Consider the following 26,932-nt stretch of genomic DNA (forward strand, 5'->3'; position numbering starts at 1 on the left):
GGTTACTCGCGGGCCAGAAAAAGGTTCAGCGAAAGATGGCCCTCGCTGTCGCCCCAATCGGGCGGCGCGCGCCAATGGTAGACTTTCAAGATGCCGGTGCGGGAATGCGGCGCCTCGAACGGCAAGCTCCCCTCCGCGCATGTCACGTCATGGAAGGCGTTCCAGGCTTCGTACAGTTCCTTGGCAACGACGAGCCGGCCCTCGGTCGGTGTCATGGCTGACCCAGGCTTCTTGGACGTGATCGGCTTGCCCGACTCGGTGATGTCCTCGTCGACATGCCGGTCGCGCTGCTCACGCCAAGAGCCCTCGAGGAAGCCGATCGTCAGGTTCGCCGGGAGCACTGCGGTCATTACATCCTCTTGACCGGGTTGCGCGCGCCGCGGGCGCCGAGAGCCAAGTTGGTGGGCGTATAGGGATCGGCCACGCGGCGGTCGATGCGCTGGTCGATTATGAATTCGAGCTCGCGGCGGTCGCCCTGCCCTCGCTTGGGCGTGACCGAGACGCCGGCATTGTCGACGAATTTGATATTGATCGGACCCTCTCCGCCCCCGCCGCGCAGCCCGGAATTCGGCACGACGTAACCGGCGCCCCTCGGAACGATGAGCTCGGGCCCACGCTCGCCGACGAGCGTCGGACGGCCGGTGTGGAGCGTCCCGCCGCCGGCCTGCTTAAACAGGCTGCCGAACAGGCCGCCGCCCTCTTTGGTCCCCGCCAGGCCGGCAAGCGGCCCCTCGCCGAAAAGCGCCGCCTGGATAGCGGCCTTGGCGAGCATCTTCGACACGTCGGCAAGGACGTCGGACAGTTTTTCGCCCTCGATTGCCCAGGATTCGAAGGCGTCGACGCCGAGATCAGCCATATCTCTAAGTGAATTCTGTAACTCTTCCTGCCTCTCCAGGATTTTATCGACGCCTTCATTGTATTCGTCCTGCAGCAGTATCTCTTCGTACTTCTTGGCAACAAGGGCGGCGATCTTCTGACCCTCGGCGCTAATCAAGGTCACACCAGCCGCACGCAGTCGATTGCTGAGTTCTTGCGCTTCCTCGCTCTGGCCGATCTGTTCAATTTCGAGCTTCAGTTCGTCGATGACGTCCTGAATGGCCTTGGCCTGGCGCTCGGCCTCGCGCGCGGCCTCTTCGCGCGCGCGCTTTTCAGCCGCGGCTTTCTCCGGGTTGAACGGTATGGTCGGCGGTTGAATGGGCTGTGCAAGAAACCCGCCGACTCGCTGCGTTCGGCGCTTTGCTTTTGGAACGGCATCCTCGAAGAGAGAGCCGCCGCCCAGCGCTTCGATGCCCATCCGAAAGACCGACTTCGCGTTCGGGTCGTTTAGGCCCTTCTTCAGATCGTCGAAGGCCCTGATATTCGTCAGCACCATGTTCCTGAAGCGCTGGCTCATGCTCAGCATCAGCTCGGCCCAGCGGTCGTCGATCTCCTGCGCCTTGCGGATCAGGTTTTCATCAAGGTTAGCCCCTACCTCCTTGGACGTTTCGAGGAATTGACGAAGGCCCGCCGAACCGTCTCTGAGGAACTCGAGCATATCGGTCCCGCCTCGCCCGAACGCCTGCGTGATGAGCAGCATCTGGTCCTGCTCATTCCTGGCGTTCTTCACCAGGTCGGCGAACTGCACCAGGTTCTCGAAATACGAGCCCTTGAGTTCGGCGCCATTGGCCCGCAGTGTCTTGAGCAGATCGCCCTGGCCGTTTGCCGCCTCGCCGAGGGCCTTCGAAAACCGCATCAGCGAGCTGCTCAGCGTCTCGAAGTCCATATTCGCCTGGACGGCGCCATATTGCAGGCCCTGGAGCTGCTCGGTCGTGGTGCCGAGCTTGTCGGAGAGATCGCCGATCGCCGCGGCGCCGCTGATCGCCTGCGTCACCATCGCCGAGATCCCGCCGATCGCCGCCGTCACGGCGCCGACGGCGAAGCCCTTCGCGAAGTTGGCGGCATTCTTCGAAAGGTTGTTCAGCCCCTTGTCGATGTTGTTGAGATTGCGGACGGTCTTCGTCGAGACGTCGCGGGTCAGCTTGTCGACCCGCTTCATCGCGTTCTCGAACTGCTTGGTCTGCGCCTCGAGGAGGACGGTCAGTCTTTCAAGCTCGGCCAAGGTTCACCTTTTCTTGTCGGGATAGCGCGCCTTGAGCTCGTCGAGCTCCTCGCGCGTGATGCTGGGCCGTTTTACCGTCAGGCCATTGACCCGGCAGTAAGACTCCCAGCCCAGATGGATGTCGCGGAAGGTTGCGCGCTCGAATTCTCGGGTCGACCAGCCGAACGCGCCGATCGCAATGGCCTTGAGCCTGTCGAAGGGAATCTTCCCTAGCTCTGAGCCTCGGTCGCCCCGCCTTTTCCCGCGTCGTCGCCCTTCTCGGGCTCGGGCAGGCCCGCCTGGATTGCGGCTGAAATCGCCGCCGCCGCCGCGGGGAGATGCGGCGCCAGCAGCATGTCGTCGAAGTCGGCGCCGTTGCCACTCGAGCAGAGGCATTTCAGCCCGAAATAAATCGCCCGCGGGTCGCTCTGGGTCAGCAGCAGCTGGGTCATTTGCAGGCCTGGCACGGCGAGCTTGGCCTGATACTCGGCCAGCCGCTTCATGCCGGCGTGCAGGCGATAGGTCTTGCCGGCGAGCTTGAAGGTGACTTCGCCGGTCACTTCGTTTACCTGCATGGTTATTCAGCCGTGAAGGTCGCGGCGCCGGTCAGGCGGAACGTCGCCTCGAAATCCATGTTGCCTTCGGCCTCGCCCGAGAATGAAAAGTTCTCGACCAGGAAGGCGCCTTCGAAGGTGCCCCATCCGGGAACGACGACTTGATAGTTGCCGCTGGTCTGGTTGAAGGCCGCCGCCGCAATAGCCTTGCCGACGGCATCATTGTCGAACTTGCCGCCGCCCGAGAACTGGAGCGACTGGATGCCGTAAACGAGCGATTCCTTGACCTTGTTCGACGGCGTCACGCAATCCGGCGTGGTCGTGTCGACCATGTTGTTGTTGATCGCGAAGGTGCGGGCGAGGAAGCCGCAAGCCGTCGTGAACTGCTCGGGGCCGCCGCCATCGCCACGCTTGATGAGCAGCAGACGGCCAGTCTGTTGAGACATGGAACTCTCCTATTCCTGATGATTGAGGATGACGCGAACTATGCCGTGGCGGGTGATGCCGTCGCCGTCACGTTGGATCGGCCCGCCCTGCACATAGCAAATGACTTGCCCGCCCGCGCCCGCGCTAAGCCGCTTGCCGTCGAGCGCCTCGCGAATCTGCTCATAGATGTCGAGGCACTCCTTCGTCCCGGCATAACGGGACCATACGTGCAGGGTTGCGGCGAGTTCGGTGGACGCGCGCTCCCCGGTCGCCCAATCATTGATGATGGCGGGGTCGCCCTTCTCGATGTGCGGGAAAAGCGTGTCGTCAGGCGGATCGTCCAGAACGCGGCCGTCGCAGATGTTCGCCGCGATCAGGGCTTCGTGAACCGCCTTCCAGCCTTCGAACAGATGCGAGCCGGCCATTTCCTACGTTGCCTTTGTGAACCGGCCTTTTGCGTTGCGCCCCCGCGCGCCGGAACGCCGTCCCCCCGCTTTTTTAGCGAACTTGCGCGTCGCTTTGGCGAGCCCGCGGCCGACGCTGCGCGAGGCTTTGCCGGTTCCGAGCGCACTCTTGATGCCCCTGTTGAGCGCGATTCCCAAGCGCGAGCGCATTTTCTTTCGGATGAAGCGATACGCGGGCCAGAAAAACGGCCGCGCTCTTGTGCCGGGGTTATCGGACCCCTCGAACAGGCCCGCATTGGTGTGCGACTTGGTTCCGAACTCGACCAGATGGGCGTATCGCGTCGCGCTGTTCCCGGCCGAGACCGCATAGGCGCCTTCAGGGACCAAGTCGCCGCCGCCCTGCGAATAGGCCGGCGTCTGCTCGCCCGGACCCGTTACAACAATGCTGTCGCGTAGCTTGCCGGTGTGGACCGGCACGAACTCCTTCGCAAGGGCCACCATCTCGTTCGCGGACTCGAGGTTCGCCGCCTCGATCGACGCCCTCAGTTCTGGACCAAGGATGCCGAGCTTGTGCAACAGCCGGTCCTTGTTGCGGATCTTCACCGCCATTTGAACCACACACCATGTCTTGCGACGAACGCCGCCTGACGGTCGGCGAGCGCTGCTATATCGTCGTCATCGAGCGGAAAGAACGGCAAAATACATACCGGACAAGCGCGACGATACCGACGATATATGGCTTCACCCACCATCGCAGTCCGAACTCCAAGGTGATGGTTGTGCGGCAACCCTTTCACGTCGCAACTCCCCGTTCGACCAGGATGTCGAGCATCCGGTTGCGCTGGTCCGGATTCGAGATCGAGCGAATCTGATGGTCGACCCCGTCGATCTTGACCCGGTCCGCGACCTTCACGGTCCGTGTCGTCGGCGACGAGCGCACGCGCAAAACCCCGAACAAGCTGCCCTCCAGCCGGCCGGCCTCGAGGCGCTCGCTGCCGCGCTCAGGGCTGAAGCCGCCCCAGACGGTCGCGATCTCGGACCATTCCCTCGCAAAGCCGCCGCCGCCGTCGGGGGTGCGGAGCTCGTGCTGGAAGGTGACTCGCTTGTTCAGCGTGCCGGCGCGCGCCATCGGTGCTCAGGCGCTGCGGCCGAAGATGACGATCTTGTAGGTGACGGACGATCCCGAAGAGCTGTTCGCGATCTTGAGGTCGTCGGTCGAGCCCGCGCCGACCGTCCAGCCGGCCTTTGGCGCCGAGACCATGAAGCGCCCGCAGGGCTGGATCGCCCAGGTGGGCGTCGTGCCGCCAAAGCCCAGGGCCACCGGAGCGGTCGCCGCGCCGACCACGACGTCATTGGTGTTGCTGCACGAAGCCTCGACATAGATCGCGGTGACCTCGACGAAGGTCAGCGTCGTGCCGAAGGTGTCGGCAAGCACGCCGGCAAGGTCGAGATCCTCGGACGAAGACGCGGTAACGGTGCGCTCGTCCTGGAAGAGCAGGTCCGACTGGAAGTTGCCGGTGCCGGACGTGAATTCCTGCGGATCGGCGAGCGGCAGGCTGATTTCCGGCGTGCCGACTTCGGTCGAGCCCTTGTACAGCGCGCGGATGCCGGCATAGACCGTCGCCCGCAGCGTCGCCGCCTCGCCCGAAGGCGCGGGCGGCAGGATGCCGAGGACGGGAACGAGCAGCGCCGCGGCAAATGCGCCGAGGATCGCCAGTCTATTGAACAAGCGCATGGCAGTTTCCTTTCGGGTTGAGGCTTAGAGACCCACGCGCCGGAAGGGCGCGATCAGAGCGTCGACGGCAAACGGCAGGGTCTGCGCGTTCGTGCCGACAAGAACGGTTTCACGGTTCTCATAGAGATGCGCGATCAGCATCAGCGCCGCATGGCGGATGGCGCGCGGCACGTCTGAGGCGGTCGCGCCATAGCCGGCGACGAACAGGACCTCGATCGCATCAGGCCGCTCGTGCAGCGCCGGCAATGAGGCGTTGAAGGCCCATTGTGCAGCCGGCGACAGGGCATCCTCGACCAGTGAATAATTTGTAGCGGAAAGCGTCTGCTGGGCGTCGGCGCCGTCGTAGTACTTGATCGACGTGATCGCCGAGACCGGCGCAAGCGGTAACCGGATTCGACATGCCGGCCAGCAGTCCATGTTGAGGCGCCAGGTCTGATCGATCAGAGCGCGCCCGAGGACGCCCGAATAACCGTCGAGCCAGGCCGTCGCCGCGGCGATGACGCCTTCGATATAGCCGTCATCGTCGACGTGGTCGACGCGCAGATGCTTTTTCGCATCGGCAAGGCTCACCAGCGGCTTGTCGGCCGCTGGCGGCGTGACTAGGACGGGCTTCAGCATCATTTTGGTGTGAAAACGTGGTTCTTCATCAGCGGGTTCGGATGATGCCGGTGGTCATAGCGGCGCTCGATCTCTTCGGCAGTCGGGATCGCCTCCCGCTCGGTGAAGGTCACGGCAACGCCACCGTCTTCGCGGTCGCTCAGCCTGACATCCACGCAGTCATACCCATACATGCGTTCGGCGTCGGGCGCGCAGGCGTCGAGCAGCGACGAGCTTTCCGGCACCGTGATCTCGACGCCCCGGGCCGAAGCCACGCCGAGCCAGAACTCGCAACAGGCACGGCCGCGCTCGCCGGAATGGGCGTTCGGCAGCGTAAAGTCGATGCCGAAGAGCGATATTCGCTTGACCCCGATATGGATCGCGAAGGCGATGGCATAGGCAGTCGTGCTGTTGAAATAGGGCGACCCGCCGTTGTCCATCTCGCGGCGATTGAGCACCGCCTCGAGCGGGAATTCGACGAGGCCCGGATAATCCGGATGCAGCCGGCTCGTGTAGATCGGCCCCGGATGGGTCCGAAGCCAGGCGATCATGTTCGCGATGTGCTGATTGTTTGGTGCCCGGGCCTCTTGAATGCGCAGGTCGTCCATGTGGAAGATCCTGTCGACATTGAAGAGGTCGCCGAAGCCGTTGATCGCCCAAACCTCATCGCAATAAGCGCGCCGGCCGCCGAGCTGCCGCATCAGGCCGACATAGTCCTTGATGGAAGGCCCATAAGCCAGAATGGCGACATGGGCCGGCGCGCTTTGTTCCATTAGCCGACCTGCGACGTGATCGGGGCCCGCTCGGGCTTGCTCAGCACAAGAGCCGCGGCGACGATGCCGGTCGCATGGCCCAGGCCATAGAGGCGAAGGCGCAGATAGCGCTTTCGGCCGATATACCCGAGCTTGGTCGCGATGTTCTTGCCGACGCCCGACGTGCGGGCGGTGGCTTCGACCGGAAGGCCGGCGCCGGCTTCGGTGCCGAGGAGGTCGGCATTCGCGACCGAGGTAAAGTCGGCGGACACCGCCGTGTCGCTTTCGAGAACGACCGGCGTGGTCGTGTCGCCAGTGGCGCCGGCCGTGCCGTGAAGGATCACGAATTCGGCGGCGTCATAGCCGCGGCGGTCGAGAATCGGCGAAAGAGAGCCGTTGGCGGCGCCCGACGTGCCGATCGCTTTCGGCTCGATCGCGCGGAGCACCTTGATGTTGTCGTGCATGTCACGCATTGGAAAATTCCTTGTGAAAGGGGAAAAGAGGGGTGAAGCCGGCGACCGAAGCCGCCGGCATTGCGCGCTAGGTGTTGAACTTGAGGAACTTGATGGCCTCGAAGTTCACGACGCCGCCGCCGGTGCGCTTCGTGGTGTAGAACTTCACGAAGGGCTTAGACGTATAGGGGTCGCGCAACACCCGGATGCCGGTGCGATCGACGATCTGATAGGCCGCGCGCCAGTCACCGAAGCCGAGCGAGAGGCTGTCGGCGGCGAGCGCCGGCATGTCTTCCGCGCGAGTGATCGGGTATCCGAGCAGCATCTCAGGGACGCCGTTCTGCAGGCCGGGCTGCCAGAGGTAGCCGTTCGTGGTGGCCTCCTTGAACTTGCGGATCTTGGTGATGACCGACCGGCGGGTCAGCCAGCGCGAATTCCCGAGATAGCCCTGCTTCACCATGCCGATGAGATCGAAGAGCTTGTCGGCCGGGTTCGAGGCGGCAAAATCGGCACTGGCGCCCGACATCACGTGCCCGATCGTGCCCCAGGTCACGCCCGAGCCTGAGTCGAGGGCGGTCGTGTAGCTGGTGACGCCGCGGATCTTCGATGCGCCGGTGCAGAACTCGGCATTCTCGAAGCGGCCGAGTTTGTCGCCGACCTTGTTGGCGAGCCAGCCTTCGATGTCGACATTGGCGTCGTCGAGAAGCTGCTGCGTGGCCTTCGGCTCAGTGTCGATCCAGTACACCGGGATGCGCCATTTGCCGATCTGCGGAGTCGTGGTGTCCGAGCCCTGGGCCTGCTCACCGGCGTAACCGGCGCCAGCTTCGCCGGTGTCCTCGATGCCTTCGAGCGCATCGGTGCCGATCAGCTGGATCGACGCGATGCCGCGAATGGGCGAGGTCTCGAACTCCTTGGTCACGATGCGGCCGCTGATGTCCGGCGTGACGAAATAGCCGCCATCCGGATCGGAACCGACCGACATGGTCTTCTTGTCGAAGCCGTCGGCATCGGCGCCGCCCTTCATCCAGAGCCGGAAGCCCTCGCGATAGGCATCGTAGGCCTTCTGGTCGAGGTCGGTGAAGCCGCGTTTCCGCTCCGCGGCGACGCCGCCGAGGGTCAGGTTGAACGACTTCAGGTTTTCGGCCGCCTTCTGGTCGGCCTCGGTGCCTGCGCCAGGCCGCGAGAGACGAAGCTCGAGTTCCTCGCGCTCCTTCTTCTCCGCATCGATGCGCTTTTCGAGCGCCGCCTTTGACTCAACGAATTTGTCGAGGGCGTCGCCGATCTTGGTGACCTTTTCCTCGAGCAGGGTGTCCGCCGCGCCCTTCTTGCCGAGTTCCTTGAGGCGGGCATCGTTCGCCGATTTGAACTCTTCGAAGTCCTTGCCGATCTTATCGATCGCCTTATTGACTTCCTTCACGAGTTCAGCCGCATCTGCGTCCTTTTTCTCCAGGACGACATGCAGCGGCAGGGCCGAACCCATGAGGGCGGCCGTTTTGAAATGCTTCATTGCTGGTTCCTCGCTACGCGCGCACTGTCTCTGACAGCTTGCGCAGTGCCATGAGCACATCTCGCGCACCATCACGGTGCGGCGGCTCGGACTCCCCAACGTCGCGCTGGAGCCAGGTTTTGCGGGCGATGCTCGTCGCGAGCTTCGCTTCGCGGTTCGACAGCCCGCCATCGCGGAAGGCCTGCTCCCAGGCGGGAGCGTCGAATTCGGATTTGACGGCCGAGAGCCGGGCTTCCGGCATCATCGGGAAGGTGACCGGCGAGATTTCCCAAAGCTCGACCGTTTTCAGCTTGCGCGCGCCGGTCTGCCGGTCGATCTCGACCTCTTTCGTGATGTAGCCGATCGACAGCCCCTTGACCTGGCCCTTGCGCATGAGCGCATGAGCGACTTTCGCCTGGGGAACATCTTCGATGAAGAGCTCACCCTTGACCTTGAGGCCCTTCGAGTCCTCAGAAAGCTCGGTCCAGTGGCCGATGACCTCGTAACTGTCATGCTGCCACAGCATCGGCGGATTTTCTTTGCGCTTGCGCCAGTCGGCGAGCGTCTTCTTGAAGGCGCCAGGCAGGATGATGTCGCCGCCGCGGTCGAGCAGGTTGAAGACCGAGCCATAACCCTCGATCACGCCGGCCGTGTCGTCCGCGGCGAGCTTGATCTCGCACGGATAGTCGAACAGGCCGCGCACGCTGGCGGCTTTCAGCTCAAGCCGGTTCATTTTCCGTCGGTTCCTCTTCTGGCTGGGCCATCAATGCCGACGGCCCGAACAATTCATCACCCGAAGTGTGCTTCGGCAGGTCGATCTTCGCCCGGACCTCGTTCTGGGTCATCCAGGCCGGCCCGCCGCCGCTGCCCAAGGCCTTCGCGAAGTAGTCACCCTGGTCTTTTGCCGCCCCGCGCATCAGCGCGTTCGGGTCGAAGCGGATGAAATACCCCTCTCGGCGCCACTCATCCTCGGTCAAAAGATTGACCTCGGCCGATTGCTGCAGGCGCTCATACCAGGGCGAGAGGCAATGAACGACGTGCGCAATGAACATCTGCTCCGCTGAAGCGTAGGTCGCGGCCTTGTCAGCCTGCCCGATCATGATCGGCATCACGCGGACAGTGCGCGCGTACTCTTCGACCTGGTGTTTTCTCGTCTCGAGGCGCTGAGCATCGACACCGCTCATCGACATCGTCTTGAAATCGGCCCCATTGTCGAGGATCAGCGGTTTGCCCTGCCGATCCCCGCCCTCGGTATGCTTGTCGAGCCAGGCAGCGAGGAACTTGAAGCGATCCTCGCCGATGGTGTTCGACATCGACAGGAGGCCCGAGACTTTCGCGCCGCCTTTCTCGAAATCGGCCTGGGTATTCTCGATCGCCTTCGACAATCCGATGGCATCGCGGGCCATTTTAACCGCATCTAGGCCCAGCCAGGTATTCCAGGACGGTCCTCTGATGTGCCAAATGGCTTCGGCTGGGAAAATCTGCTCCGAATTCATCGTTTCGGAGCGAATTTTGTACCGAAGAACGCCGGTTTCCTTGTCTCTTTCGACCGTCACGCGGCCCGGTTCGATCGGCAAAAGCTCACGAATCTCGCGATTTCGGCCCACTTTTCCGACAAAAACGAAGGCATTTCCGGTCAAAAGTGTGTGGAAAATGATGGTTTCGCGGAACTCAAACGACGTTTGCCACCTGTTTGGGCGCCGAAACAGAAGAGGAAAGAGCGGATGATCGACCGCCGGCTGCTTGTCGTCACCCTTTTCCTGAAAAAGCCGCAGCGGCACCTGCGCCACGCCCTCGGCGATGACCTTGCAGCATGCCAGCACCGTCGAGACGTCGAGCGCCGTATGCCAGTTGACCGTGACGCCGGCTCGCGCGCTGCGACCGCCGTAAATCTCGCGCCAGAGGTCGAGCGACGACGAAACCTTGCCCGCTTCCTTCCATGCAAGCCGGAATCGGCTGAAAAACCCCATCGTTTAGGCCGCCGTTTCCCAAAAAGACTGGCCGCGAGCCACCGGATTCTTCGACATCAGCATCGCCGCATTGAAGGCCGCGACGAGCGGGTCGATCTTCGCGGTCCCTGAAACCTGCTTTGTCACGGCGCGCGCACTTCCCTTCAGTTCGATCTTCGCGTTTCCGACGCACCAGGTCATGAGCGGCTGGTCGGCGTGGAGCAGCGTCCGGTCGCTGAGCTTCCAGCCGAGCCCGACAATCGCCGGGTTCAGATAGCCGCCCTGCGAGACCTCGGTCAGCGTCCCGCCGTCCTCGGCTCGCTTGAACCCCGCCGCGACGAGCTCGTCGACGAGGCCGGGCAAGCCCAGCTTGTCGATGCCGATCCCGCCTTTTTCCGGCAGCAGGCCGGCGTCGCGAAGCTTCACGCAGAGCGCGACCGCCTCTTCGACGTGCTGGGTCGACGTCTTGCAGAACACCAGGTCGCCGTCCCGCTGGAAGTCGCGCAGACGCTCGGCGATCTCCTTGCGGCGCTGCAGCACGATCGGGTGCGCCCAGGCCTTGATCCAGAGCAGCCAGCGGCGGGTTTTCTTCTCCCGGCCGAGCGCCGCGAAGCCCAGAAGGTCGTCGAGACTGCCGCCGTCGAGCCCGGAGATCGCAACCTCGCTGCGCTCGATGAGCGTCTCGAGGGTGAGCGTTGTGTCGACTGCCGCCGCCCAGTAATCGGCGCCGGGCCAGCGGTCGCGCCGGAGCCTCATGCCGATCTCGACGTTCATGTGCTTCGACAGGAACGTCTGCAGCGTCTCGGTCTCTTCGCCGTCCTCGGCGTCGCCCATCTGGACCCGGAGCAGCTTGCGCTCGATCCATTCGCGATGGACCGACCGGCCTAGATTCGGGTTCGTGACGTAGAACGTGGCCCCGTCGAGATAGGCCTCGTCCTCGATCATCTTAGTCGGATACTCGTAGATCACCGGCAGGCTGCGCGGATCCTCGATCTTGGCGTCGCGGACGTCGCGGAAGTACTCCAGCCGCTCCTTGAACACGCCCGCCGGCGGTTCGTCGGATTGCGTCGACAAGTAGATCACGAAGCCCTCCGGCCTCGAGACCAAGCCGCCCGTCGCCTCCTGTAACATGGCGCTCGCCGTCGCCTTCTTGCCGAACAGCCAGAGTTCGTCGATGAGGACGAAGCCCGCTTTCTTGCCGCCGACCGTATCGGTGTCCGCGGCGACCACCTTCAGCTTCGCCCCTGTCAGCCTATGGGTGATAGTCCGGAAATTGTCCTGCACATGCAGCAGCACGGCCAGGTCGCCGTCATGCCGCACCATGTCGGCCGCGGGCCCGAAGCTGTTGTCGGCGACCTCCTTCGTCGGCGCCAGGATCAGCAGCTCGGCTGATTTCCGCCAGTTCCGGATCAGGGCTGTGACCATGATGCCGGCGGCGATGGTCGACTTGCCGTTCTTCTTGCTGATCAGCAGGAAGAATTCCTCGATCAGCCGCTTCGCGCTGGCCTCGTCATAGGCGCCGAAGATCGCGGCGACGAAGTCGAAAACCCACTGCTCGCAGGCCTCGCCGAATGTCGGCTGGCCTGGAAGGTCGACGATCCGCAGGCCCTTGAAGACCTTGAGCGCCGCTTCCGCCTCGTCAGGAAACAGCGGGTCGAAGGGAATCAGCGGGCGCCGCTCGACTATGCGGCGCTCCCAGTCCGGGCACGCCGTCGACCAGGCCGGCGTCATTCGTTGTTCACGACGAGCTTCGGCGCGGCCGGCGGGGCGTATTTGCCGGTGACGCCTTCAGCCGCGGCCTTGGTGGCGGCTTTCTTGCCGATCGGCACCGGTGCCGGCTCGTCGCGGTCCTCGATCGCAGCCGCGGCGCCGGCCAGGCGGGTCATCTCCTCGATGCGCTTCGCCGCCGAGACATTGCCCTTGCGCGCGGCCGAATACAGGATCTCCAGCACTTCCTGCCGGCGCTTCGCCGGGCCGACCCGGAGCTCGTCGCCGAAATACTTGCGGAGCGTCTCGTCGCTGACGCCGACCGCCTTCGCGATGACGTCGTGCTTCTCGCCGACCGAGGCCATCTGCTCGACAGAACGGCGTTGTTTTGCCGTCGGTTTAAACGACGGCCTGCCTGCGCGTGCCATGATTTCTTGGTTGGCCCTTGAAAACTAACGAGAATTTCAAGCCCGCCAAAAATTTTGTGCAAATGCGGGCCCCGCGGGTCCGGCGTTTGGGCGGTCCCAGAGATTTGACCGCCCCCCTAGTACCAATTGCCGGTGATGTGCTCTTTGCGCTCTTGCGCCTGGATAGGACCATCGTGGCAGTCCTTGCACACGGTGGTGATGTTCTCAGGATCCCAGAACAGCGTCTCATCACCCCTATGTGGGCGCTTATGGTGGGCAACGAGCAGCGAGGTATTACCCTCTATCCTGCCGCATTCTTTCCGCTTGCAGGTGAACAGGTCACGGACGAAGACCTGCAGCCTGAGCTCGGCCCATCGTTTGGTCTTGTACCATTTACGCCATGGCTCGGTGGCGTCACGGTAGCGGCTGCGCTGCTGCTCTGAGAGGGGCATGACTGGCGGAGGCTAAAGCCCTACTTTCAACATCGCGCTTTATGGCGATGTGCAACATGGGGTCCACCCCTCTGGGCAGCGCCCGGGCACAGCTTGATGTGCCTCCGCCAGTCAAGCGCGATTATTGCACAAGGCCGTTGAATGCGTAATAGCCGGAGATTGCGGCAACCTCTAACCAGAAGATCAGCTTTGCCCAATTTGGCAGAAGGTTGAAGCTTGTGAGTAAAACTTTGGCCATGAACCGCCCTGCTCTGCTTTGGGAAGCCGGGCCTCTCGGGAACCAGATGGCTCAACCGGACAGAGGTCATCCGGGCACAGCTTGTATTACGAAACGGCCGATTTGACAAGATGTGGTTCCACAAGTTCGTAAAGCTCAAGTTCCAGCCCGATATCGACGAAGCGGATATGCCGTCCCTGATATGGCCCGCTGGTGAGAGTGGCATTTGGGCGCTTGCGCTTCCTTCGTCGGCCGAATGGGTGATTCATCATCTTGATCGGGCGAGAAGAACGCATGACCAAATCCCTAACCACCGGCTCGGGCAGGGCGTAGGGCTGACCGCCATCGCTGATGACGCCGAGGATCATCCGAAAGCGCCGGACATCAAGCCATGGAATATCGAACCGGTCAAAGCCGATGAAGACATATCCATTCATCCTCGGTCTAGCGAGAGCGATGGCGCGCTTGTCCTTCGTTTTGGCTGGGATATGCTTCAGCGGAACGAACACGTCGAACCCGTCATCGCGCAAAATGCGTTCAGCGACGAATTCTCGGCCAGGGGCGACCTTGAGGGCGAACCAGCGCCAACGGGGCGTCGTAGCCGGCGCGGCGCAATCAGGGCAATTGCACACGCCATGGTCGACGGCCACATCCATCAAATCCTCCGCTCGCTGATTGTTTCACGTGAAAGTGCCGCCCCTTCCGCCTTCCTCGCCAGCGCCTCAAGGTCGTGCCGGATCTGGTCCTGCTCGAGGTGGAATTCCTCGGTCTGCCGGGTGAGGCGCCAGCTTGCTTGGAGGCGGCCGGCGAGGCGGTGGAGAGCTTCGGCAAGGGTGGGAGGGGTCATTTTTGCTTGGCCGCCCGTCGAGCCATGAGTTCGGCCATGTCCTTGTCGTAGGAGGCCATGAGCGCATCCTTGTCGATGAGGGTAGGCTCTCGCTCGACCTCGTCGTCAGCCCTGAACTGGCCGCGGCGCTTGGCCGGGTCATAGCCCATCTTGTTCGTGACGAAGGTCTTTCGTGCGGCCGCATCCAGGGCGCCAGAGGCATTGCGGGTCTCGCGGGCGAGCTCGGCCATGTAGCGATCGGCTGAATGCTGGTCGAACTTCTCCTGCCAATTCGCGTCGAACAGGTGTGGCCATTGCGCCGGAACGGTGCCCTTGCCCTTCTGCTCGAACGTCACGGTGCGGATCCCCTTGGCCCTGAAATAGGCCATCCAGGCGCCCCATTCCCGAGGCGTGTGCGGAAATTCGTGCGTCGCCCAAGCCAGGTCGCGGATGATGACGAAGCCGCCACCAGCTGCCAACATGAACGCCTTGCCCATCGACCAAAAGGCCTCGCCGGTCACGTTGGCCCAGGGCTTTAGCCGGTTCTCAGTGCCTTGCGGCCGCGCCTTGGCCGCCTGAAACACGTCCTGCGCGCTCGCGTTTGCCATCGGCGGCCCTCCTCATCCAGTTGCGAAATGTCGCCGACCAGTCCAGCTTCGTGCCGTCTTTGCCGGGCTTAGAACGCCAGTAATCCTTGAATTTTTCGAACTCTCGCCGGGCCTCGTCGTCGCTCAATCCGTCGGCGTAAGCCGATCGAACGTCCTCCTCCGAGGGAGCGAAGTCGTCGGGCAGTCGCGAAGCAACTTTCGATTTCCCGTTGGGCTTGGGCGGCGCGCGCGCGCCCTCTTCCCCCGTTTCCCTTTCCCCTCCATCATCCTCTCCCACTCCTCTCCCCTCCCTCTGCGGAGACTTTTCTCCATTTGTCGGAAACATGTCGGCTTCATCGCCGCTTTCTTCCGCATTCGCGTCACTTGACCCGGCGAATTTCCGGTAATCAGGCGGGATGAAGTAACGGGACTTCGGAGATTTGGGGCTCTGATACTTGGTGAAGTTCCGAATGAGACCGTAGTAACGGCCATCATGTTGGTATCTGACCACACGCTGAGCCTGGACGAGTTCGTCCAGCAGCGGTTCGACCGGCTGGAGCGATGCGCCACGGATTCGCATCTTGAGTTCGACCGGCTCCCACTTGAAGGCGCCGAAATCGTCCGCCTCGGTCAACAGGCCGACATAGAATATCTGAGCAGCGTCGCTCATCTTGACGAAGTCGGCGTCGGTGAAGAGACCGGGGTGAATGCTGCGAATGCGAGCCATCAGGCCGCCCCTTTCGATCGATTGTGATGTGCGGAGTAGATTTGCGCCTGGACCTCGGAGGCGCATTTCCAGGCGTCCCGGTAAAGCTCAGAGCCCGTAAAACGAAGGACAATGTAGCCTTTGGACTGAAGGCGCCGATCTCGGCTGCGATCGCGCGCCGCCTGCTCTTTCGTGCGCTCATGGAATTCGTGCCCGTCGCACTCGACAACCAGCTTAATGCCCGGACATTCTCCGCTCTCGAGAGCGAAGTCGACTCGGTAGCCGTCGATCTGATGCTGGCATTTTACGGTCAGCGACTCGCCGCCAGGCGCCTCGTCGACCTTTGGAAACTGGAAATATTCTGAAACCCAGAACGCCATGAGCGCGAACAGGAATAGTTGCTCGATTGGGCTTTCACACCGATTTGCCCTGCTCGCCATGGCAAAAATGTAATTGTCTCGGAAGTGCCGCGCTTGGGCGTCGAACACGCGGTCGAATGCTTCATTGTTCATTCCATCATCACTTTCCCCCGCCCCAAGTGGACGAGCCTTGCCTCTCGGTTTGACACGAACATTTCACGCGGCCTTTTGATTGCGCCGTGCGGACGGTCGCGCCGGTTCCTCAGCTTAGTCTCGATCGTCGAATAACGTTCGGACGGCTCGATGCCTCTGATGTGGACGAGCGTCGGACGAGCGCGGTCGTTCACTTCGGGTTCGCTCCAGAGCGCGCTCTTGGGAACGAAATGGTCGCGTTGCTTGCGGTTATACGCCCTGTTTTGCTGACGGACAGACTCGCCGAACTCATCGTCAATCCATGCGCGGGCCGTCTTGGCCGCAATGCCAAGCCGCTCCCCAACCACCTTGAAGCATAGTCCCTGCTTATGCAGCAGCTTGGCGTATGCGACAGCCTCCGGCGTTTTCTTAGACCTATCCATCACTCCCTCTCACTGACTGACGTATTTTCGGGGCCAGACCCCGCTGCCATGACTCTCATCATGATCTCGACCAGCACCATCCGCTGGTTATGGCTCGCGCTGGCGTGCAGCGCGTCGAGCGCTTGGTAGCGCTCCCCCTCCGTCTTTAGCGACAGGGCCGCCATCAGCCGCGGCTCGATCTCGTTGACATGCCGCTCCATGTCGGCCTTTGTCTCGCCGCGGAATGTGGTGCCGAGCTTGCCGAAGGTCATTCCGCTGCCTCCAGCACATCAAAGAGGCCGTCAACTCGCTTCTCGTCCAATGAGCCGAATTGAGCCTGCTCCAAATTGCGCAGTGCCTGTTTGAAGTAGCTCGGCTTGAGCTCCGCTCCGATGCCCTTGCGACCCTTGTTGACGGCGGAATAAACCTCCGAACCAACGCCCATGAACGGGGTCAGCACTGTTTCGCCGGGGTTGCTGCGCATCTGCAAGATGCGATCTATGACGTCGAGTTGCAGCGGGTGAACGTGCTTCTCGTCGTCCTCGTCCTTCGACGCGACATACGGCAGGACGCGGCCTAAGCGGATGTCATCCCAGATCGAGGACGCATAGCGCCGCCAAATCCAATGGGAGAAGCGGTTTTGCTTCTGATCGCCCTCGAAGCCGCGAAGGCCGCGAATATCGGCTGGCATCTTGCTGTCGTCGCCGGCATATTCGAGGAAGCCGATGGGATTGGCGACTGGGATTGGATTGCCGCCGATTTTCTTGAACACGATGAGATAATCAGCGCTGGCAACGCCGCATTGAATGCTGTCCTCGACCGCCGTCATATGCGCAAGGTTCTTCTGCATCGTGCGCCGTCTGACGCCGAGCGGCTCTTTCCAGATCGCATGTCGCGCGATGAAGTTGAAGCCCTGCTTCTGGTGCAGCCTGATGATGTCGCCAGGGAAGTCGATATAGGCATCGAAAAGGGCGTTGCCGACGGGAACGTCCATGCAATGGACCGCAGAGCAACGGCCCGGCAAAGTGACCCTGGCAACCTCGCGAACCACATATTCGTAGTGCTCGAAAAACTGGTCATAGTCCCTGCAGTTCGACAGGTCGCGCTCGTCGCTCGAATAGTGGTAGAGGCCTCCGAACGGTGGCGAATAGACTGACAGATGAACGCTCTCGGCTGGCAGGCCCTGCATGACCTCGATGCAGTCGCCATTATAGACCGCGTAATCCTTCGTGACTTTCTGGTCGATCACGCCGCCCATTCTGGAAGCTCCATTGTCTTGTCGAATTGCTTTCTCGAAGAAACTGCCATCGCGTTGTTCATTTCTGCGATGAGATTTGCGAACATGACATCGGCCTGATCAGCCTTGCGGCGCAGGTTCTCCATGATCTTGCGTTCGCCTTCGGTCATGACAACATCGACCGTTACCGGCTGTTTCTGGCCGAAGCGCCAACAGCGGCGCACCGCCTGGTAATACTGCTCGAATGAATGCGAGGGAAAATAGACGACATGCGCGCAATGCTGGAAGTTGAGGCCGAGCGCGCCGATTTTCGGCTTGGTAACCAGCACTCGGACGCTGCCGTCAATGAAGGCCAAGAAGTTGCGCTCTTTGACTTCGGAGCTTTGAGAGCCAGAAACCTGGGCGGCGCCGGGGATGATTTTCTCCAGCAAGTCCGCCTCCTGATCGAATTGGCACCAAGCGATCGCTGGCCTGTCATGCGCAACCAGTTGCGCCGCGCGCTCACATCGCTCACGGATCGTTCTCTTTTTCTCTTCGCGCTGTTGCGGCAACGTGGTGGCCGCCATCGGGATCAGATATCCATCCGGCAGCGTCTCGGCATTCACCAGATGAGAGTTTTCAACCAGCGCGGGAAGTTTGAAGGCCGCGTCATCAAAGCCGAGATCGGACGGATTCCGCATGGCCCGGGCCCATGAACAGACCCACCGCCAGAACGGCAATTCAGCATGGCCCTTGAAGCGCCACTTCGGAGCCTCGCCATAGTGGCGACGGGTCGCGCTGTTGTTCTGGTCATTCTTGAAGAAACGATTGAGCATGTCCATCTGGCCGAGATAGCCCAAGGCCTCGGAGGACGTGCCTAGCTCTACATAGTCATTCGGCGCCGCCGTGGCTGTCGCCAGGAGCCGATACGGCACCTTGCGCATAAAGTCGGTTATCTCGGCCTTGCGCGCGCCGTCGAATGATTTGAGGATTGAGCTTTCATCGCAGACGACGCCAGCAAAGTCGGCCGGGTTGAAACGCTCAAGACGCTCATAGTTGGTCACCACAAGCTTGCCGGGCAAGCTGCCGTCGGATGAGCGGTGAGCCTCAATACCGAACTTCTCGGCTTCCCTGATGGTCTGACCTGCAACAGCCAATGGAGTGAGGACGAGGACCGGGCGGTTGGTGTGCTCGATGACATTCTGCGCCCAGGTCAGGAACTGGACTGTCTTGCCTAGGCCGCAGTCCTCGAAGAGCGCGGCCCTGCCCTTGCGGACGGCGTAATGGACCATCGCTTGCTGGAAGTCGAAAAGCTGTGGCGGGATGAAGGTGGGGACAAACCCGCTGTCAGCCCCTTCATGGACCTTGCGGTTCAGAAACTCGGAATATCGGACGTCCATCATTGCGCCGCCCTCCGCGCTTCATCGGCGGCGCTCTGCTGCCGGCGCTTCGTCACGCCGGCGCGGACCTTGTAAATCTTGTCGGCGTGTTTGCAGCCGTAATCCCAGATCAGGCAGGCCTCGGCGATGTTGTGGTCCTCGACCAGCCAATTCCGGCGCAGGCATTCAGCTAAGGCCATAGATTTCCACGCCTCGCTTTCGCTGCCCTGCCCCTTCGTCGGCCTGCTGCCGGCGTATTCCTCGCGGCGCCAGTCCGATATGTCGACGATCCAGAAGCCGAGGTCGGCATCGAGCCCGGCGAGTTCAGCGGCGTCTTCCAGGGTCAGCAGCACGCGCGCCTGCTTCATGAAGACCGGCATGTTGAAGCCGTGCTTGCGGACGAAGATGTTCTCCACATAGGCGCGCTCGGCGCCGATCCCTTTGAGGAAGTTCTTCGCCCATTCGCGGACGTAGCGACCAAGCCGCTGGGTGTTGTCGCCATAATCGGGAAGTTCCTGCAGCCCGCGCACCGGAACGGACCCAGGTTCACCCCAGGCCCACCCGATGCGCCGAACAGCTTGGTCGAACGCCGCGATGATCATCAGTTCAGCGCCGCGCCTGCCGCTTCGGGATGCTTGCCGGCGGCGGCTTGGCCGAGCGGTGTGCCATCGAGCGCGCCGAGCGCGTGCAGGAACTGCTCGTAAGTCTCGCGCTGGTCGGCGTCGAGGCTGTCGGCCACCTGCTCGAGCTTCTGTTCCAGACGGCGCTTGCGCAGGATCGTCTTGAATTCCTTCTTCGAGAACCCGGCCTCGGCCGCTTCCTTCACGATCTCGGCTTGGTCTTCACGGTGCGGCGTGCAGGCTTCCTGCGCGTTCGACATGATGTCGTCGATCTCGCTCTGCACGTTCTCGTACCGCTTGATGAACTTCATCAGCTTTTTGCCGTTGATGCCCGGCCCGTTCATCTTGTCCGAGGTCTCGTCGTCGAGGACGCGATTTCCCCCGATGTCGTCGTCTATCTTGGCGCCCTTCGGCATGGCTTCTCTCCTTCAGTTTAAGCCGCAGTCGCGGCGGTGGGTTGCTGTTGCGTGAGCCGGGCTCGGGTCGCTGCGTCGAGCGAGTAACCGACGCCCCAAACGGCGGTGATCTCGATGCCAAATGGCTCGAGCTTCTTGCGGACATGATGGGCGTGGACCTTGATCGTGTCCCGGCATCGCGCCTCAGGGCTGTCGCTATAGAGCAGCGCGTCGAGCGCCGCGAAGGTCACGACCTCGCGCTTGGCGAGCGCGCGGATAAAGTTGGTCCGAAACGCCGTCAGCCCCCACTCTGTGGGGAGGCACAGATCAAGATCGGCGATGGCGCCCTTGAGGATGTGGACTTGCTCTTCGAGCTCGTCGATCCGGACCCGCAGCGCTTGCTCCGTCCCCGCCATCGCGCCCTACTCCATGTCCCGAAGGATGGCATCAGGCCGCATGTCCAGCAGAAACCAGACGCCCGGAATCGCTTGTATCCACGTCAGGAGCTGCGGCGCGCGCCAGATCAGACGGCCGCTCTTGTCGACCGATGACAGCGCCCTGATTTCTTGAGCGACCTTCCCCGCCATGACCTAGTCCTTCCGACCGGTGAGCGCGTCGAGCCGCTGCCTGCGCTCTCGCTCTGCCCGCAGATGATTGAGCCAGCGATGCGCCAGCCCGACAGCAATGGCGAGCCCGATGGCGCTGAGGAAGATGATGTCGGCGCCGATCATCGCTCGCCCCCATCATCGGGGCGAACGCCGAGCAGCCAGTTAGAGGCGACCGTGCAGAAATGGGCGCAACTGATCAAGAACAGCGATAAGCTGTTCAATTTGCGGGCCATACATTTCGGGATCCGTCCGCTGCGCGTATTCGATGTTGGCGAGGACGCGCTTTGCGAGCCTGACTTTTTCGTCGCAGAATTGCTGATAGGCCTCTCTGATGTCATCGACTTCCTCAAACTCCGGCTTTTGCTCGCCGTAGAGAAAGCGCTTGATCCGACCAGGCGCCAGCGGAGACCGCCACCGATTGTTGTTGATGCGTGCAAGGCGCCTTCTCGCTTCTGTGATTTTCTGTTGCAGCTTGCCGGGACCGGCAATTAAGCCGAGCTTGTCCTGGACTCTCAACGCAGCCGTACTACTCACTGACTGTTCCCCCGTTGGAACTCTAGCCGAACAAACGGAACGTTTTTCTTCCACCACAGAATGGCTCCCGACTATGTTGCTCTCCAGCGACGGAGATGCACACAGCTACGGAAGAACAGGAGCGATGAAAGACAGAGGAATTCATGGAGGGGCGGGCGTAGACCGCGATTGGAGCCCGCCCCTCATCGGTGGCCCCCACCGAAACTGAGATGCCGCAACGGGACTTCCCCCACCCCGAAGCGAAGAGCGGCCGCTTGCGTGACGCGGCGGTCGCTACCCTTTCCCCCGCGCAGCCGAAGGGCACTCCCACGCCCCGAGGCGACGCAGGCGAGGGCCGGCATCGTGCGCCGCCCTCGCCACTGAGAGATTGGCCGGCCGCTCGTTGCTGCGAGCGCCGGCCAGAATGGTCAGATGAGAACAACCGACCGCAACCGCCAATGGAAGAATGAAGTCCCGCAATGGAACCAGTTGCAATACTGTGCAACTTTGAAACAAATTGCCTGATTGTACAGTTTTTAATCACTGACAAGTGAAAGGATACTTGATGCCGCACCTTCACATTCGAAGAAAACTTAACATAATGTTTAATTTGGCCTGGGGTGGGCTTCTTCGAAATGGAATAAGGGGCGGCAGATGGGACAAGATTGGTTTCCGTCATTGGGAAGCCTCGTCATGAGCGAGGGCGATGACGGTATGGAGCATGGCGTTTTGACGGAACCGACGCCGATTCCGTGTCTCCTGGTCTCGGGATGGGACATCGAGATCATAGGCGGAACGGTTCGGCTGATTGGCTGGGTGGAACTTCCCTACATAGGCGGTCAGACCAAGGAACGGCGCATCATTGCGCGACACGCCATGACCGACGAGGCGGGCCGCCTGCTGATGTCCAGGCTCCGAAAGAAGCTGGCTCGAGGCGGCCACTGAGGTCATGAGATCCCCGCGAAGGCGGCCATCAGCTTGGCGGCGAGCACCTTCCTCCCGGTACCCCGTTCGATGTCCTCGGCGAGATCGAAGGACGGCCGGCGCTGGCCCTTTACCAGCCTGGTTATTGTGCTCGGCGCCCTGTCGATGCGCTCGGCAAGCCGGGACGGCGTGTCGTCGGAGGTGGCGAAATAGCGCTCAAGCGGGTTCATGCCGACGATCTTTGCCAAATAGGCAAGTTTTCGTCAAGCGGAATTTGCCAAATAGGCGGTGGCGTTATTTTGCCAATCTGGCAATACGACGGTATGGAGTTTCCTAACCGCATACGGGAATTGAGAAAATCCCGAATTGTCGACGGTAAGAAGATGACGCTCGAACAACTTTCCGAGCGGACTGGATTGTCGACGCCCTACCTCTCCCGCCTGGAAAGAGGCGAAGAGCGGAACCTCAACTTGAAGACCTTGGGCAGGATTTCCGCCGCCCTTGGTGCCAAGCCTGCTGACATACTTGTGCAGGACGATCACATACCCTCCGAGCAAATAGCGGCCGAAATGACAGAGCCGACCAGGGAGGAAGGTGGTGATCTATTGGATTACGCAGGTATTGTAGAAGCCGGCGCGTTCCGCGAGGTCGACGAGCTCGACCAGCGGCAGCCGCACAAGATCCCGTTCCTTCGCAGTCCGAAATACCCCATGGCCCGCCACATGGCCTTCAAGGTCGCCGGTGATTCGATGGACCTCGAGAAGATGCTCGACGGCATGTGGGCCGAGGTCGTCGATGCCGAGCAGTTTTTCGAGTATTACGGCCCGCTGAAAGACGGTGATATCGTCGTCGTCGAGCGCACCAAGGACCAGGGCGCTTTGCGGGAGCGCACCGTCAAGCAGCTCCGCGTCTATGCCGATCGCTGGGAGCTTCAGCCCCGGTCATCGAACCCGCGGCACAAGCCGATTGTCGTGTTGCCTGGAATGGACCATTTGCAGGACAAGTCCGTTGCCGTGATCGGCCTTGTGCTGACCTGGGGGATGCTTTCCACCGACCGCCGCCCCTGAAACGGGAAAGGCCCCGGCGATTCAGTCACCGGGGCCTCCCGTAGGGGATCGAGGTTAGGGCCAAGAAGTGGGAACAACCTAACCCTAGCTCAATCCTTTCCGCTTTATGGGAACCGCAAGAAGGTGCCGAACCACACCTGCAGGCTGTCGCCATCGTCTTCGATCCCGGCGGTGCTGCCGGGAGCGTTCACGAAATCGTTGAACTCGACATAGGTAGCGCCGAAGCCCAGCGTGACCTGGCTGACCGGATCCCAGAAGATGCCGCCGTTGAAGCCGAGCGCTTCGCCGCCGACATCGTAGTCTTCGTAGCCGATGCCCAGTTCCAGCCTTGTATCCTCGGACACATTGGCGATCACGCCGATGCTGCCGCCCCAGAACTCGTCATCCGTGGTGACCGGAGAGACGTTGTTCGCGTAGGACGACGTGCCTTCGCCAACCACCGCAGCCGCGAGGAAGGTGAAGCTGTCAGCGATGCCGACCGTGGCGCCGCCGCCGATTGCCCAATCGGTCGACCCGAATTCGTCGTCCTGAAGGAGGCCGACGATCTGAGCCGTGAAGGCGTCAGACGAGTACATCAAATAGGCCTGGAGATTCGGGATATCCGACTTGTCTATCTCCGATGTCGATGTCGTCAGTACCACGAACGTGCCCGGGCCGGTGACGGTCGTCACAACAGCCGTGCCAGTCTGCACAGTCGTGATATTGTCCGGGTCTTCGACGGAGATCGCGAAGGCCAACGGGCCGCTCGTGAAGGTGAGGCGGAACTGCTCGTTGTTGACGTTCGACGGACCGACCGTGCGGATCGGGAGCGAGCTCACCAGCCAGTCATAAGAGGTCTGGAGAGCGCCGGTGTTGTCGTTATAGCCGGCCATCAGCTCCCATTCCGGAGCGAACTTCCACCAGCCATAGGCCTTGTTCATATTCACGGATTCGGAGTAGTCGTTGAAGTTACCGCCGCCCGAAGCTTCGAGACGGAAGTAGCCGCCGACTTCGCCGACTGCCGTGTCGACCTTGCCCTTGATGAAGATACGGCCACGATTGGCCACATCGAGCGTGTCGTCGCTGTGAGTGTCGTCGATATCGGTATAAATCAAGGCGGTGCGGATTTCGCCGCTGACCGACACTTCCGCGACCGGAGCCGCGTCAGCCGTCGGCACGACCGAGAGCGTGAAGCCCTGGTCGTCACGTACGCGATCGCCATAACGCTCAGGAAGAACGCCCTCGAACGTTCCCTGGCCGTCACGGATCGACAACAGGCTGTAGCCAGACGGCGCCGATGCCTGCGGCTGAGCCTCGAGCTGCGACACCCGGGTTTGCAGCGCTTCGATCTGCGCCTTCAAGTCAGCCAGGTCGTCCGCTCGAGCCGCCGTGGCCGTCACGGCGATCGCCGCGCTGCCCAGGAGTGCCCACTTCATCGTTCTCATTTTATGTTTCTCCCACTTCTGGAGTGTTTAATCGTGGCCCCCCGTTCCCCTACTCAAACCGGCTGTGGAAGGCTTTGCGCGAGTCTACGCGCTGGGTGAACTCTCTGCCCGACACGCCCGAGGGTCAAGTAACCCTGGCGACTCTGTGGCGGATTTTCGGCGAGTGTGGCTGGAAAACCACACTATTTTGAATGCTCGCTAACCATCGGAGATCGCGAGCCAATCTGCCGAAAACGGAACTTGCCAGATAGACAATATTTGCCTAATCGGCAAGTCGCGTATTGACAAGAATTTGCCTATTTGGCAATGTCGTCCAATCAAGAGGGACGCCATGATCCGCATCTCCGAACAGCAAGCCCGGCACTTCACGAACGCGGCCTACATCGCGGCCTTCAACGCCCGCTCCCCCGCCGAGGTCGCGCTCGACCTTCTCGACCACCAAGACGGCCGCTGGACGCGCGAGGACCGGGCGCGGCGGGGGGAGTTGGTGCGGGCCCTCGCAAGTCGGGAGGCGTAGCCGTGGCTGGGGACCGGAGCCGCAAGATACTTGTCGCCGATCTTCTCTGCGGCGCTGGCGGGTCATCGACTGGATGCGCACGTGCGCTCGCCGAACTCGGCCTGAAAATGGAACTGGTTTGCGTCAATCACTGGGGCGTGGCGATCGAGACGCACAAGAAGAACCACCCCGAGGCGCGCCACTATTGCCAGGACATCGCATCGGTCCGCCCCCACATCATCGTGCCAGAGGGCTATCTCGACCTCCTGATGGCCTCGCCGACATGCACGCATCACAGCGTTGCGCGTGGCGGCAAGCCGACCAGCGACCAGCAGCGATCTGACCCCTGGCACATCATCACATGGCTGACCGAATTGCGCGTCAAGCGCATGATCATCGAGAACGTCTGGGAATTCATCGGCTGGGGCCCGGTCGATCCACGGACTGGCAAGCCGATCAAGAGCCGGAAGGGCGAATACTTCAACGCCTGGATCGATACGATCCGTCGGCTGGGCTTTGTCCCAGAGTGGCGGAAACTGAACGCTGCCGACTTCGGCGACGCTACTACCCGGCAGCGCTTCATCCTGATGGCCCGAAGCGACAATCGGACGGTGTCCTGGCCGGTGCCGACGCACCGCAAGCGCGAGGACGGCAAGCTCGAGCTCTTCCCCGGCATGAAGCACTGGAAGCCGGCGCGCGAGATAATCGACTGGGACATCAAGGGCCGATCCATCTTCAATCGCAAGAAGCCACTCGCCCCGAAGACGCTGGCGCGCATTTATGCCGGCGCCGTGAAATTCCAGTGGCCGGAGCCGTTCCTTGTCATTCTCCGCAACCACATGGACGGCAAGAGCCTCGATGGCCCGCTGCCGGCGATAGCCGCGGAGGGAAATCATATAGCTTTGGCCCGGCCCTTCATCCTTGGCCGCAATGGTGCGGAAGGCGGCGAGGCTTCGCGGCGTGCGCGATCGGTGGATGATCCGACGCCAACCAGCACCAATCGCGGTGCCGGCTATGTCGTCGAGCCCTTCGTTATGGCGGTAGGCAGCACTGGTGCGCCTCGATCTACAAAGGAGCCGCTGCCAACCGCGACCACTGGCGGGGCTGGCTCCGAGGATCCAGGCTGCGCGCGCCCGATGCTGCTTGAGCCTATGATTGTCACCGTCGCCCACGGCAACGAGGAGGGCGACAAGACGGCAGACAGCCGCCGCTCTCATAGCATCGAGCAGCCCATGGGAGCGTTCCATGGCGAGGGCGTGGCGCACGCGCTTGTGGAGCCTTTCGTGCTTTCGCGCCACGCCGGCGGCGCGCCACGTTCGACCCAGGAGCCGACGCCGGCACAAGTGGCGAAGCACTCACATGTGCTGATCTCGCCCTATTACGGGTCCGGATCGGGGGAGACCTGCAACACCGCTGAAGAGCCTCTTCCGTCCCCGACCGGCAAGAACCGCTTTGGCATGATCGTTCCCGTCACTCATACCCAGGGCGGCAATGGCGCTCGCGACGTTGAAACGCCCTTGCCGGTTATCACCACCGCAAAGGGCGGCGAGTTGGCCTTCATCACCGCGCAATTCGGCGAGCGCGAGGGTCAGGCGCCCCGCGTCCATGACATCGAGCAGCCAGCCCCGACGCCTTGCGCGCAGGGTCATATCAACCTGGTCGAGGCGACCGAAGGCTACGACATCCTCTTCCGCATGCTCGAGCCGCATGAGCTCGCGGCAGCCATGGGCTTCAACAGCGACGAAGCTGCTTATGAGTTCGCCGGCACCAAGACTGAGAAGATCAAGCAGATCGGCAACGCGGTCTCCGTCGCGAAGATGAAGGCCTGCGTCTCGGCAATCATGGCCGATGCAGCTCCGAAAACTGCCAGCCTTGACGCTGCCGCTCGCCAGACGGTGGCCGCATGACCCCCCGCGCCCCGCTCACCGTCCGCGCCGCCCGCCTGCTCGCCGCCTGCGACATCCTTTTCCCGCCAGCGCGGGAATTTTCCGGAGTGCCGAACCAAGGAGGAAACCATGAAGTAGCTACGGACCCTCAACTGAT

General features: G+C 62.0%; 38 protein-coding genes. 4 read left to right on the forward strand and 34 right to left on the reverse strand.

Annotation, left to right across the window (positions count from 1 at the left end):
• Positions 1-2 precede the first annotated feature (2 nt).
• The 32 genes from DS839_RS13400 to DS839_RS13545 all read right to left on the reverse strand — a co-directional run bounded on the left by DS839_RS13400 (position 3) and on the right by DS839_RS13545 (position 20,999).
• Positions 3-350, reverse strand: coding sequence for a hypothetical protein (locus DS839_RS13400; RefSeq protein WP_119270854.1), 348 nt, complete (start codon positions 348-350; stop codon positions 3-5).
• Positions 350-2,035 (reverse strand): phage tail tape measure protein, encoded by a 1,686-nt coding sequence (locus DS839_RS13405; RefSeq protein ID WP_162918500.1) that lies wholly within the window; start codon positions 2,033-2,035, stop codon positions 350-352. The genes DS839_RS13400 and DS839_RS13405 overlap by 1 nt, the downstream gene beginning before the upstream one ends.
• A 272-nt stretch (positions 2,036-2,307) precedes the next feature.
• A complete protein-coding gene (locus DS839_RS13410) occupies positions 2,308-2,652 on the reverse strand; it encodes a hypothetical protein (RefSeq protein ID WP_119270856.1) in 345 nt (114 codons plus the stop codon).
• A gap of 2 nt (positions 2,653-2,654) precedes the next feature.
• Complete coding sequence (locus DS839_RS13415) at positions 2,655-3,077, reverse strand: phage tail tube protein (RefSeq protein ID WP_119270857.1); 423 nt, start codon at positions 3,075-3,077, stop codon at positions 2,655-2,657.
• A 9-nt stretch (positions 3,078-3,086) separates the two neighbouring features.
• The gene (locus DS839_RS13420; protein WP_119270858.1) at positions 3,087-3,482 is read right to left on the reverse strand and encodes a DUF3168 domain-containing protein; all 396 of its coding nucleotides are present in this window, start codon (positions 3,480-3,482) and stop codon (positions 3,087-3,089) included.
• Positions 3,483-3,485: 3 nt separating this feature from the next.
• Complete coding sequence (locus DS839_RS13425; protein WP_119270859.1) at positions 3,486-4,070, reverse strand: HK97-gp10 family putative phage morphogenesis protein; 585 nt, start codon at positions 4,068-4,070, stop codon at positions 3,486-3,488.
• A gap of 184 nt (positions 4,071-4,254) precedes the next feature.
• Entirely contained in the window at positions 4,255-4,590 is a 336-nt protein-coding gene (locus DS839_RS13430) for a phage head closure protein (protein WP_119270860.1), read from the reverse strand.
• A 6-nt stretch (positions 4,591-4,596) separates the two neighbouring features.
• Positions 4,597-5,196 carry a hypothetical protein gene (locus DS839_RS13435; protein WP_119270861.1) on the reverse strand — a complete coding sequence of 200 codons (600 nt, stop codon included), beginning with the start codon at positions 5,194-5,196 and terminating at the stop codon, positions 4,597-4,599.
• Positions 5,197-5,220: 24 nt separating this feature from the next.
• On the reverse strand, positions 5,221-5,817 hold the full coding sequence (locus DS839_RS13440) for a head-tail connector protein (RefSeq protein WP_368911603.1): 597 nt from the start codon (positions 5,815-5,817) through the stop codon (positions 5,221-5,223).
• On the reverse strand, positions 5,814-6,566 hold the full coding sequence (locus tag DS839_RS13445) for a hypothetical protein (protein ID WP_119270862.1): 753 nt from the start codon (positions 6,564-6,566) through the stop codon (positions 5,814-5,816). Before DS839_RS13445 ends, DS839_RS13440 begins: the two co-directional genes overlap by 4 nt.
• A complete protein-coding gene (locus DS839_RS13450) occupies positions 6,566-7,018 on the reverse strand; it encodes a hypothetical protein (RefSeq protein ID WP_119270863.1) in 453 nt (150 codons plus the stop codon). Before DS839_RS13450 ends, DS839_RS13445 begins: the two co-directional genes overlap by 1 nt.
• Positions 7,019-7,085: 67 nt before the next feature.
• Positions 7,086-8,504, reverse strand: a complete 1,419-nt coding sequence (locus tag DS839_RS13455) for a phage major capsid protein (protein ID WP_162918501.1) — start codon at positions 8,502-8,504, stop codon at positions 7,086-7,088.
• Between the two features lie 13 nt (positions 8,505-8,517).
• Positions 8,518-9,216 carry an HK97 family phage prohead protease gene (locus DS839_RS13460; RefSeq protein WP_119270865.1) on the reverse strand — a complete coding sequence of 233 codons (699 nt, stop codon included), beginning with the start codon at positions 9,214-9,216 and terminating at the stop codon, positions 8,518-8,520.
• A complete protein-coding gene (locus tag DS839_RS13465; protein ID WP_119270866.1) occupies positions 9,203-10,453 on the reverse strand; it encodes a phage portal protein in 1,251 nt (416 codons plus the stop codon). Before DS839_RS13465 ends, DS839_RS13460 begins: the two co-directional genes overlap by 14 nt.
• A gap of 3 nt (positions 10,454-10,456) precedes the next feature.
• Positions 10,457-12,163 carry a terminase large subunit gene (locus DS839_RS13470; RefSeq protein ID WP_119270867.1) on the reverse strand — a complete coding sequence of 569 codons (1,707 nt, stop codon included), beginning with the start codon at positions 12,161-12,163 and terminating at the stop codon, positions 10,457-10,459.
• Positions 12,160-12,567: a hypothetical protein gene (locus tag DS839_RS13475; protein WP_162918502.1), complete on the reverse strand. Its 408-nt coding sequence runs from the start codon at positions 12,565-12,567 to the stop codon at positions 12,160-12,162. Before DS839_RS13475 ends, DS839_RS13470 begins: the two co-directional genes overlap by 4 nt.
• A gap of 116 nt (positions 12,568-12,683) precedes the next feature.
• Entirely contained in the window at positions 12,684-12,998 is a 315-nt protein-coding gene (locus tag DS839_RS13480; RefSeq protein ID WP_119270869.1) for an HNH endonuclease signature motif containing protein, read from the reverse strand.
• A 324-nt stretch (positions 12,999-13,322) separates the two neighbouring features.
• Positions 13,323-13,871: a transcription termination/antitermination NusG family protein gene (locus DS839_RS13485; RefSeq protein ID WP_119270870.1), complete on the reverse strand. Its 549-nt coding sequence runs from the start codon at positions 13,869-13,871 to the stop codon at positions 13,323-13,325.
• Entirely contained in the window at positions 13,871-14,062 is a 192-nt protein-coding gene (locus DS839_RS13490; RefSeq protein WP_119270871.1) for a hypothetical protein, read from the reverse strand. The genes DS839_RS13485 and DS839_RS13490 overlap by 1 nt, the downstream gene beginning before the upstream one ends.
• Complete coding sequence (locus DS839_RS13495) at positions 14,059-14,649, reverse strand: hypothetical protein (protein ID WP_162918503.1); 591 nt, start codon at positions 14,647-14,649, stop codon at positions 14,059-14,061. The genes DS839_RS13490 and DS839_RS13495 overlap by 4 nt, the downstream gene beginning before the upstream one ends.
• A complete protein-coding gene (locus DS839_RS13500) occupies positions 14,588-15,355 on the reverse strand; it encodes a hypothetical protein (protein ID WP_119270873.1) in 768 nt (255 codons plus the stop codon). The genes DS839_RS13495 and DS839_RS13500 overlap by 62 nt, the downstream gene beginning before the upstream one ends.
• The gene (locus DS839_RS13505) at positions 15,355-15,846 is read right to left on the reverse strand and encodes an endonuclease domain-containing protein (RefSeq protein ID WP_119270874.1); all 492 of its coding nucleotides are present in this window, start codon (positions 15,844-15,846) and stop codon (positions 15,355-15,357) included. The genes DS839_RS13500 and DS839_RS13505 overlap by 1 nt, the downstream gene beginning before the upstream one ends.
• Positions 15,843-16,268: a hypothetical protein gene (locus DS839_RS13510; protein WP_119270875.1), complete on the reverse strand. Its 426-nt coding sequence runs from the start codon at positions 16,266-16,268 to the stop codon at positions 15,843-15,845. Before DS839_RS13510 ends, DS839_RS13505 begins: the two co-directional genes overlap by 4 nt.
• A complete protein-coding gene (locus DS839_RS13515; protein WP_119270876.1) occupies positions 16,268-16,519 on the reverse strand; it encodes a hypothetical protein in 252 nt (83 codons plus the stop codon). The genes DS839_RS13510 and DS839_RS13515 overlap by 1 nt, the downstream gene beginning before the upstream one ends.
• Entirely contained in the window at positions 16,516-17,505 is a 990-nt protein-coding gene (locus DS839_RS13520) for a DNA-methyltransferase (RefSeq protein ID WP_119270877.1), read from the reverse strand. Before DS839_RS13520 ends, DS839_RS13515 begins: the two co-directional genes overlap by 4 nt.
• On the reverse strand, positions 17,493-18,866 hold the full coding sequence (locus DS839_RS13525; RefSeq protein ID WP_119270878.1) for a helicase-related protein: 1,374 nt from the start codon (positions 18,864-18,866) through the stop codon (positions 17,493-17,495). The genes DS839_RS13520 and DS839_RS13525 overlap by 13 nt, the downstream gene beginning before the upstream one ends.
• Positions 18,863-19,444: a hypothetical protein gene (locus tag DS839_RS13530; protein WP_119270879.1), complete on the reverse strand. Its 582-nt coding sequence runs from the start codon at positions 19,442-19,444 to the stop codon at positions 18,863-18,865. Before DS839_RS13530 ends, DS839_RS13525 begins: the two co-directional genes overlap by 4 nt.
• On the reverse strand, positions 19,444-19,878 hold the full coding sequence (locus tag DS839_RS13535) for a hypothetical protein (protein ID WP_119270880.1): 435 nt from the start codon (positions 19,876-19,878) through the stop codon (positions 19,444-19,446). The genes DS839_RS13530 and DS839_RS13535 overlap by 1 nt, the downstream gene beginning before the upstream one ends.
• A gap of 17 nt (positions 19,879-19,895) precedes the next feature.
• Positions 19,896-20,273: a winged helix-turn-helix domain-containing protein gene (locus DS839_RS13540; RefSeq protein ID WP_119270881.1), complete on the reverse strand. Its 378-nt coding sequence runs from the start codon at positions 20,271-20,273 to the stop codon at positions 19,896-19,898.
• A 6-nt stretch (positions 20,274-20,279) separates the two neighbouring features.
• Positions 20,280-20,444 carry a hypothetical protein gene (locus DS839_RS36435; protein WP_162918504.1) on the reverse strand — a complete coding sequence of 55 codons (165 nt, stop codon included), beginning with the start codon at positions 20,442-20,444 and terminating at the stop codon, positions 20,280-20,282.
• Positions 20,445-20,447: 3 nt separating this feature from the next.
• Positions 20,448-20,588, reverse strand: coding sequence for a hypothetical protein (locus DS839_RS36440; RefSeq protein ID WP_162918505.1), 141 nt, complete (start codon positions 20,586-20,588; stop codon positions 20,448-20,450).
• A 39-nt stretch (positions 20,589-20,627) separates the two neighbouring features.
• On the reverse strand, positions 20,628-20,999 hold the full coding sequence (locus DS839_RS13545) for a hypothetical protein (RefSeq protein ID WP_119270882.1): 372 nt from the start codon (positions 20,997-20,999) through the stop codon (positions 20,628-20,630).
• A 672-nt stretch (positions 21,000-21,671) separates the two neighbouring features.
• On the opposite strand from DS839_RS13545, the gene DS839_RS13550 reads away from it, so the two are divergent.
• Positions 21,672-21,923, forward strand: a complete 252-nt coding sequence (locus DS839_RS13550) for a hypothetical protein (RefSeq protein ID WP_119270883.1) — start codon at positions 21,672-21,674, stop codon at positions 21,921-21,923.
• A gap of 2 nt (positions 21,924-21,925) precedes the next feature.
• On the opposite strand, the gene DS839_RS13555 is transcribed toward DS839_RS13550, so the two are convergent.
• A complete protein-coding gene (locus DS839_RS13555; RefSeq protein ID WP_162918506.1) occupies positions 21,926-22,132 on the reverse strand; it encodes a helix-turn-helix domain-containing protein in 207 nt (68 codons plus the stop codon).
• Positions 22,133-22,225: 93 nt separating this feature from the next.
• Between DS839_RS13555 and DS839_RS13560 the strand changes: the two genes are divergently transcribed.
• The gene (locus DS839_RS13560) at positions 22,226-22,969 is read left to right on the forward strand and encodes a helix-turn-helix domain-containing protein (protein WP_119270885.1); all 744 of its coding nucleotides are present in this window, start codon (positions 22,226-22,228) and stop codon (positions 22,967-22,969) included.
• A gap of 104 nt (positions 22,970-23,073) precedes the next feature.
• Here the strand turns inward: DS839_RS13560 and DS839_RS13565 are convergent, their stop codons facing one another.
• Complete coding sequence (locus tag DS839_RS13565; protein ID WP_162918507.1) at positions 23,074-24,393, reverse strand: hypothetical protein; 1,320 nt, start codon at positions 24,391-24,393, stop codon at positions 23,074-23,076.
• A gap of 331 nt (positions 24,394-24,724) precedes the next feature.
• On the opposite strand from DS839_RS13565, the gene DS839_RS36920 reads away from it, so the two are divergent.
• Together DS839_RS36920 and DS839_RS13570 are read left to right on the forward strand one after the other, a co-directional pair.
• Positions 24,725-24,910: a hypothetical protein gene (locus tag DS839_RS36920; protein ID WP_368911609.1), complete on the forward strand. Its 186-nt coding sequence runs from the start codon at positions 24,725-24,727 to the stop codon at positions 24,908-24,910.
• Between the two features lie 2 nt (positions 24,911-24,912).
• Positions 24,913-26,796, forward strand: a complete 1,884-nt coding sequence (locus tag DS839_RS13570) for a DNA cytosine methyltransferase (RefSeq protein ID WP_368911610.1) — start codon at positions 24,913-24,915, stop codon at positions 26,794-26,796.
• Positions 26,797-26,932 lie beyond the last annotated feature (136 nt).

This window comes from Taklimakanibacter deserti (assembly GCA_003574785.1).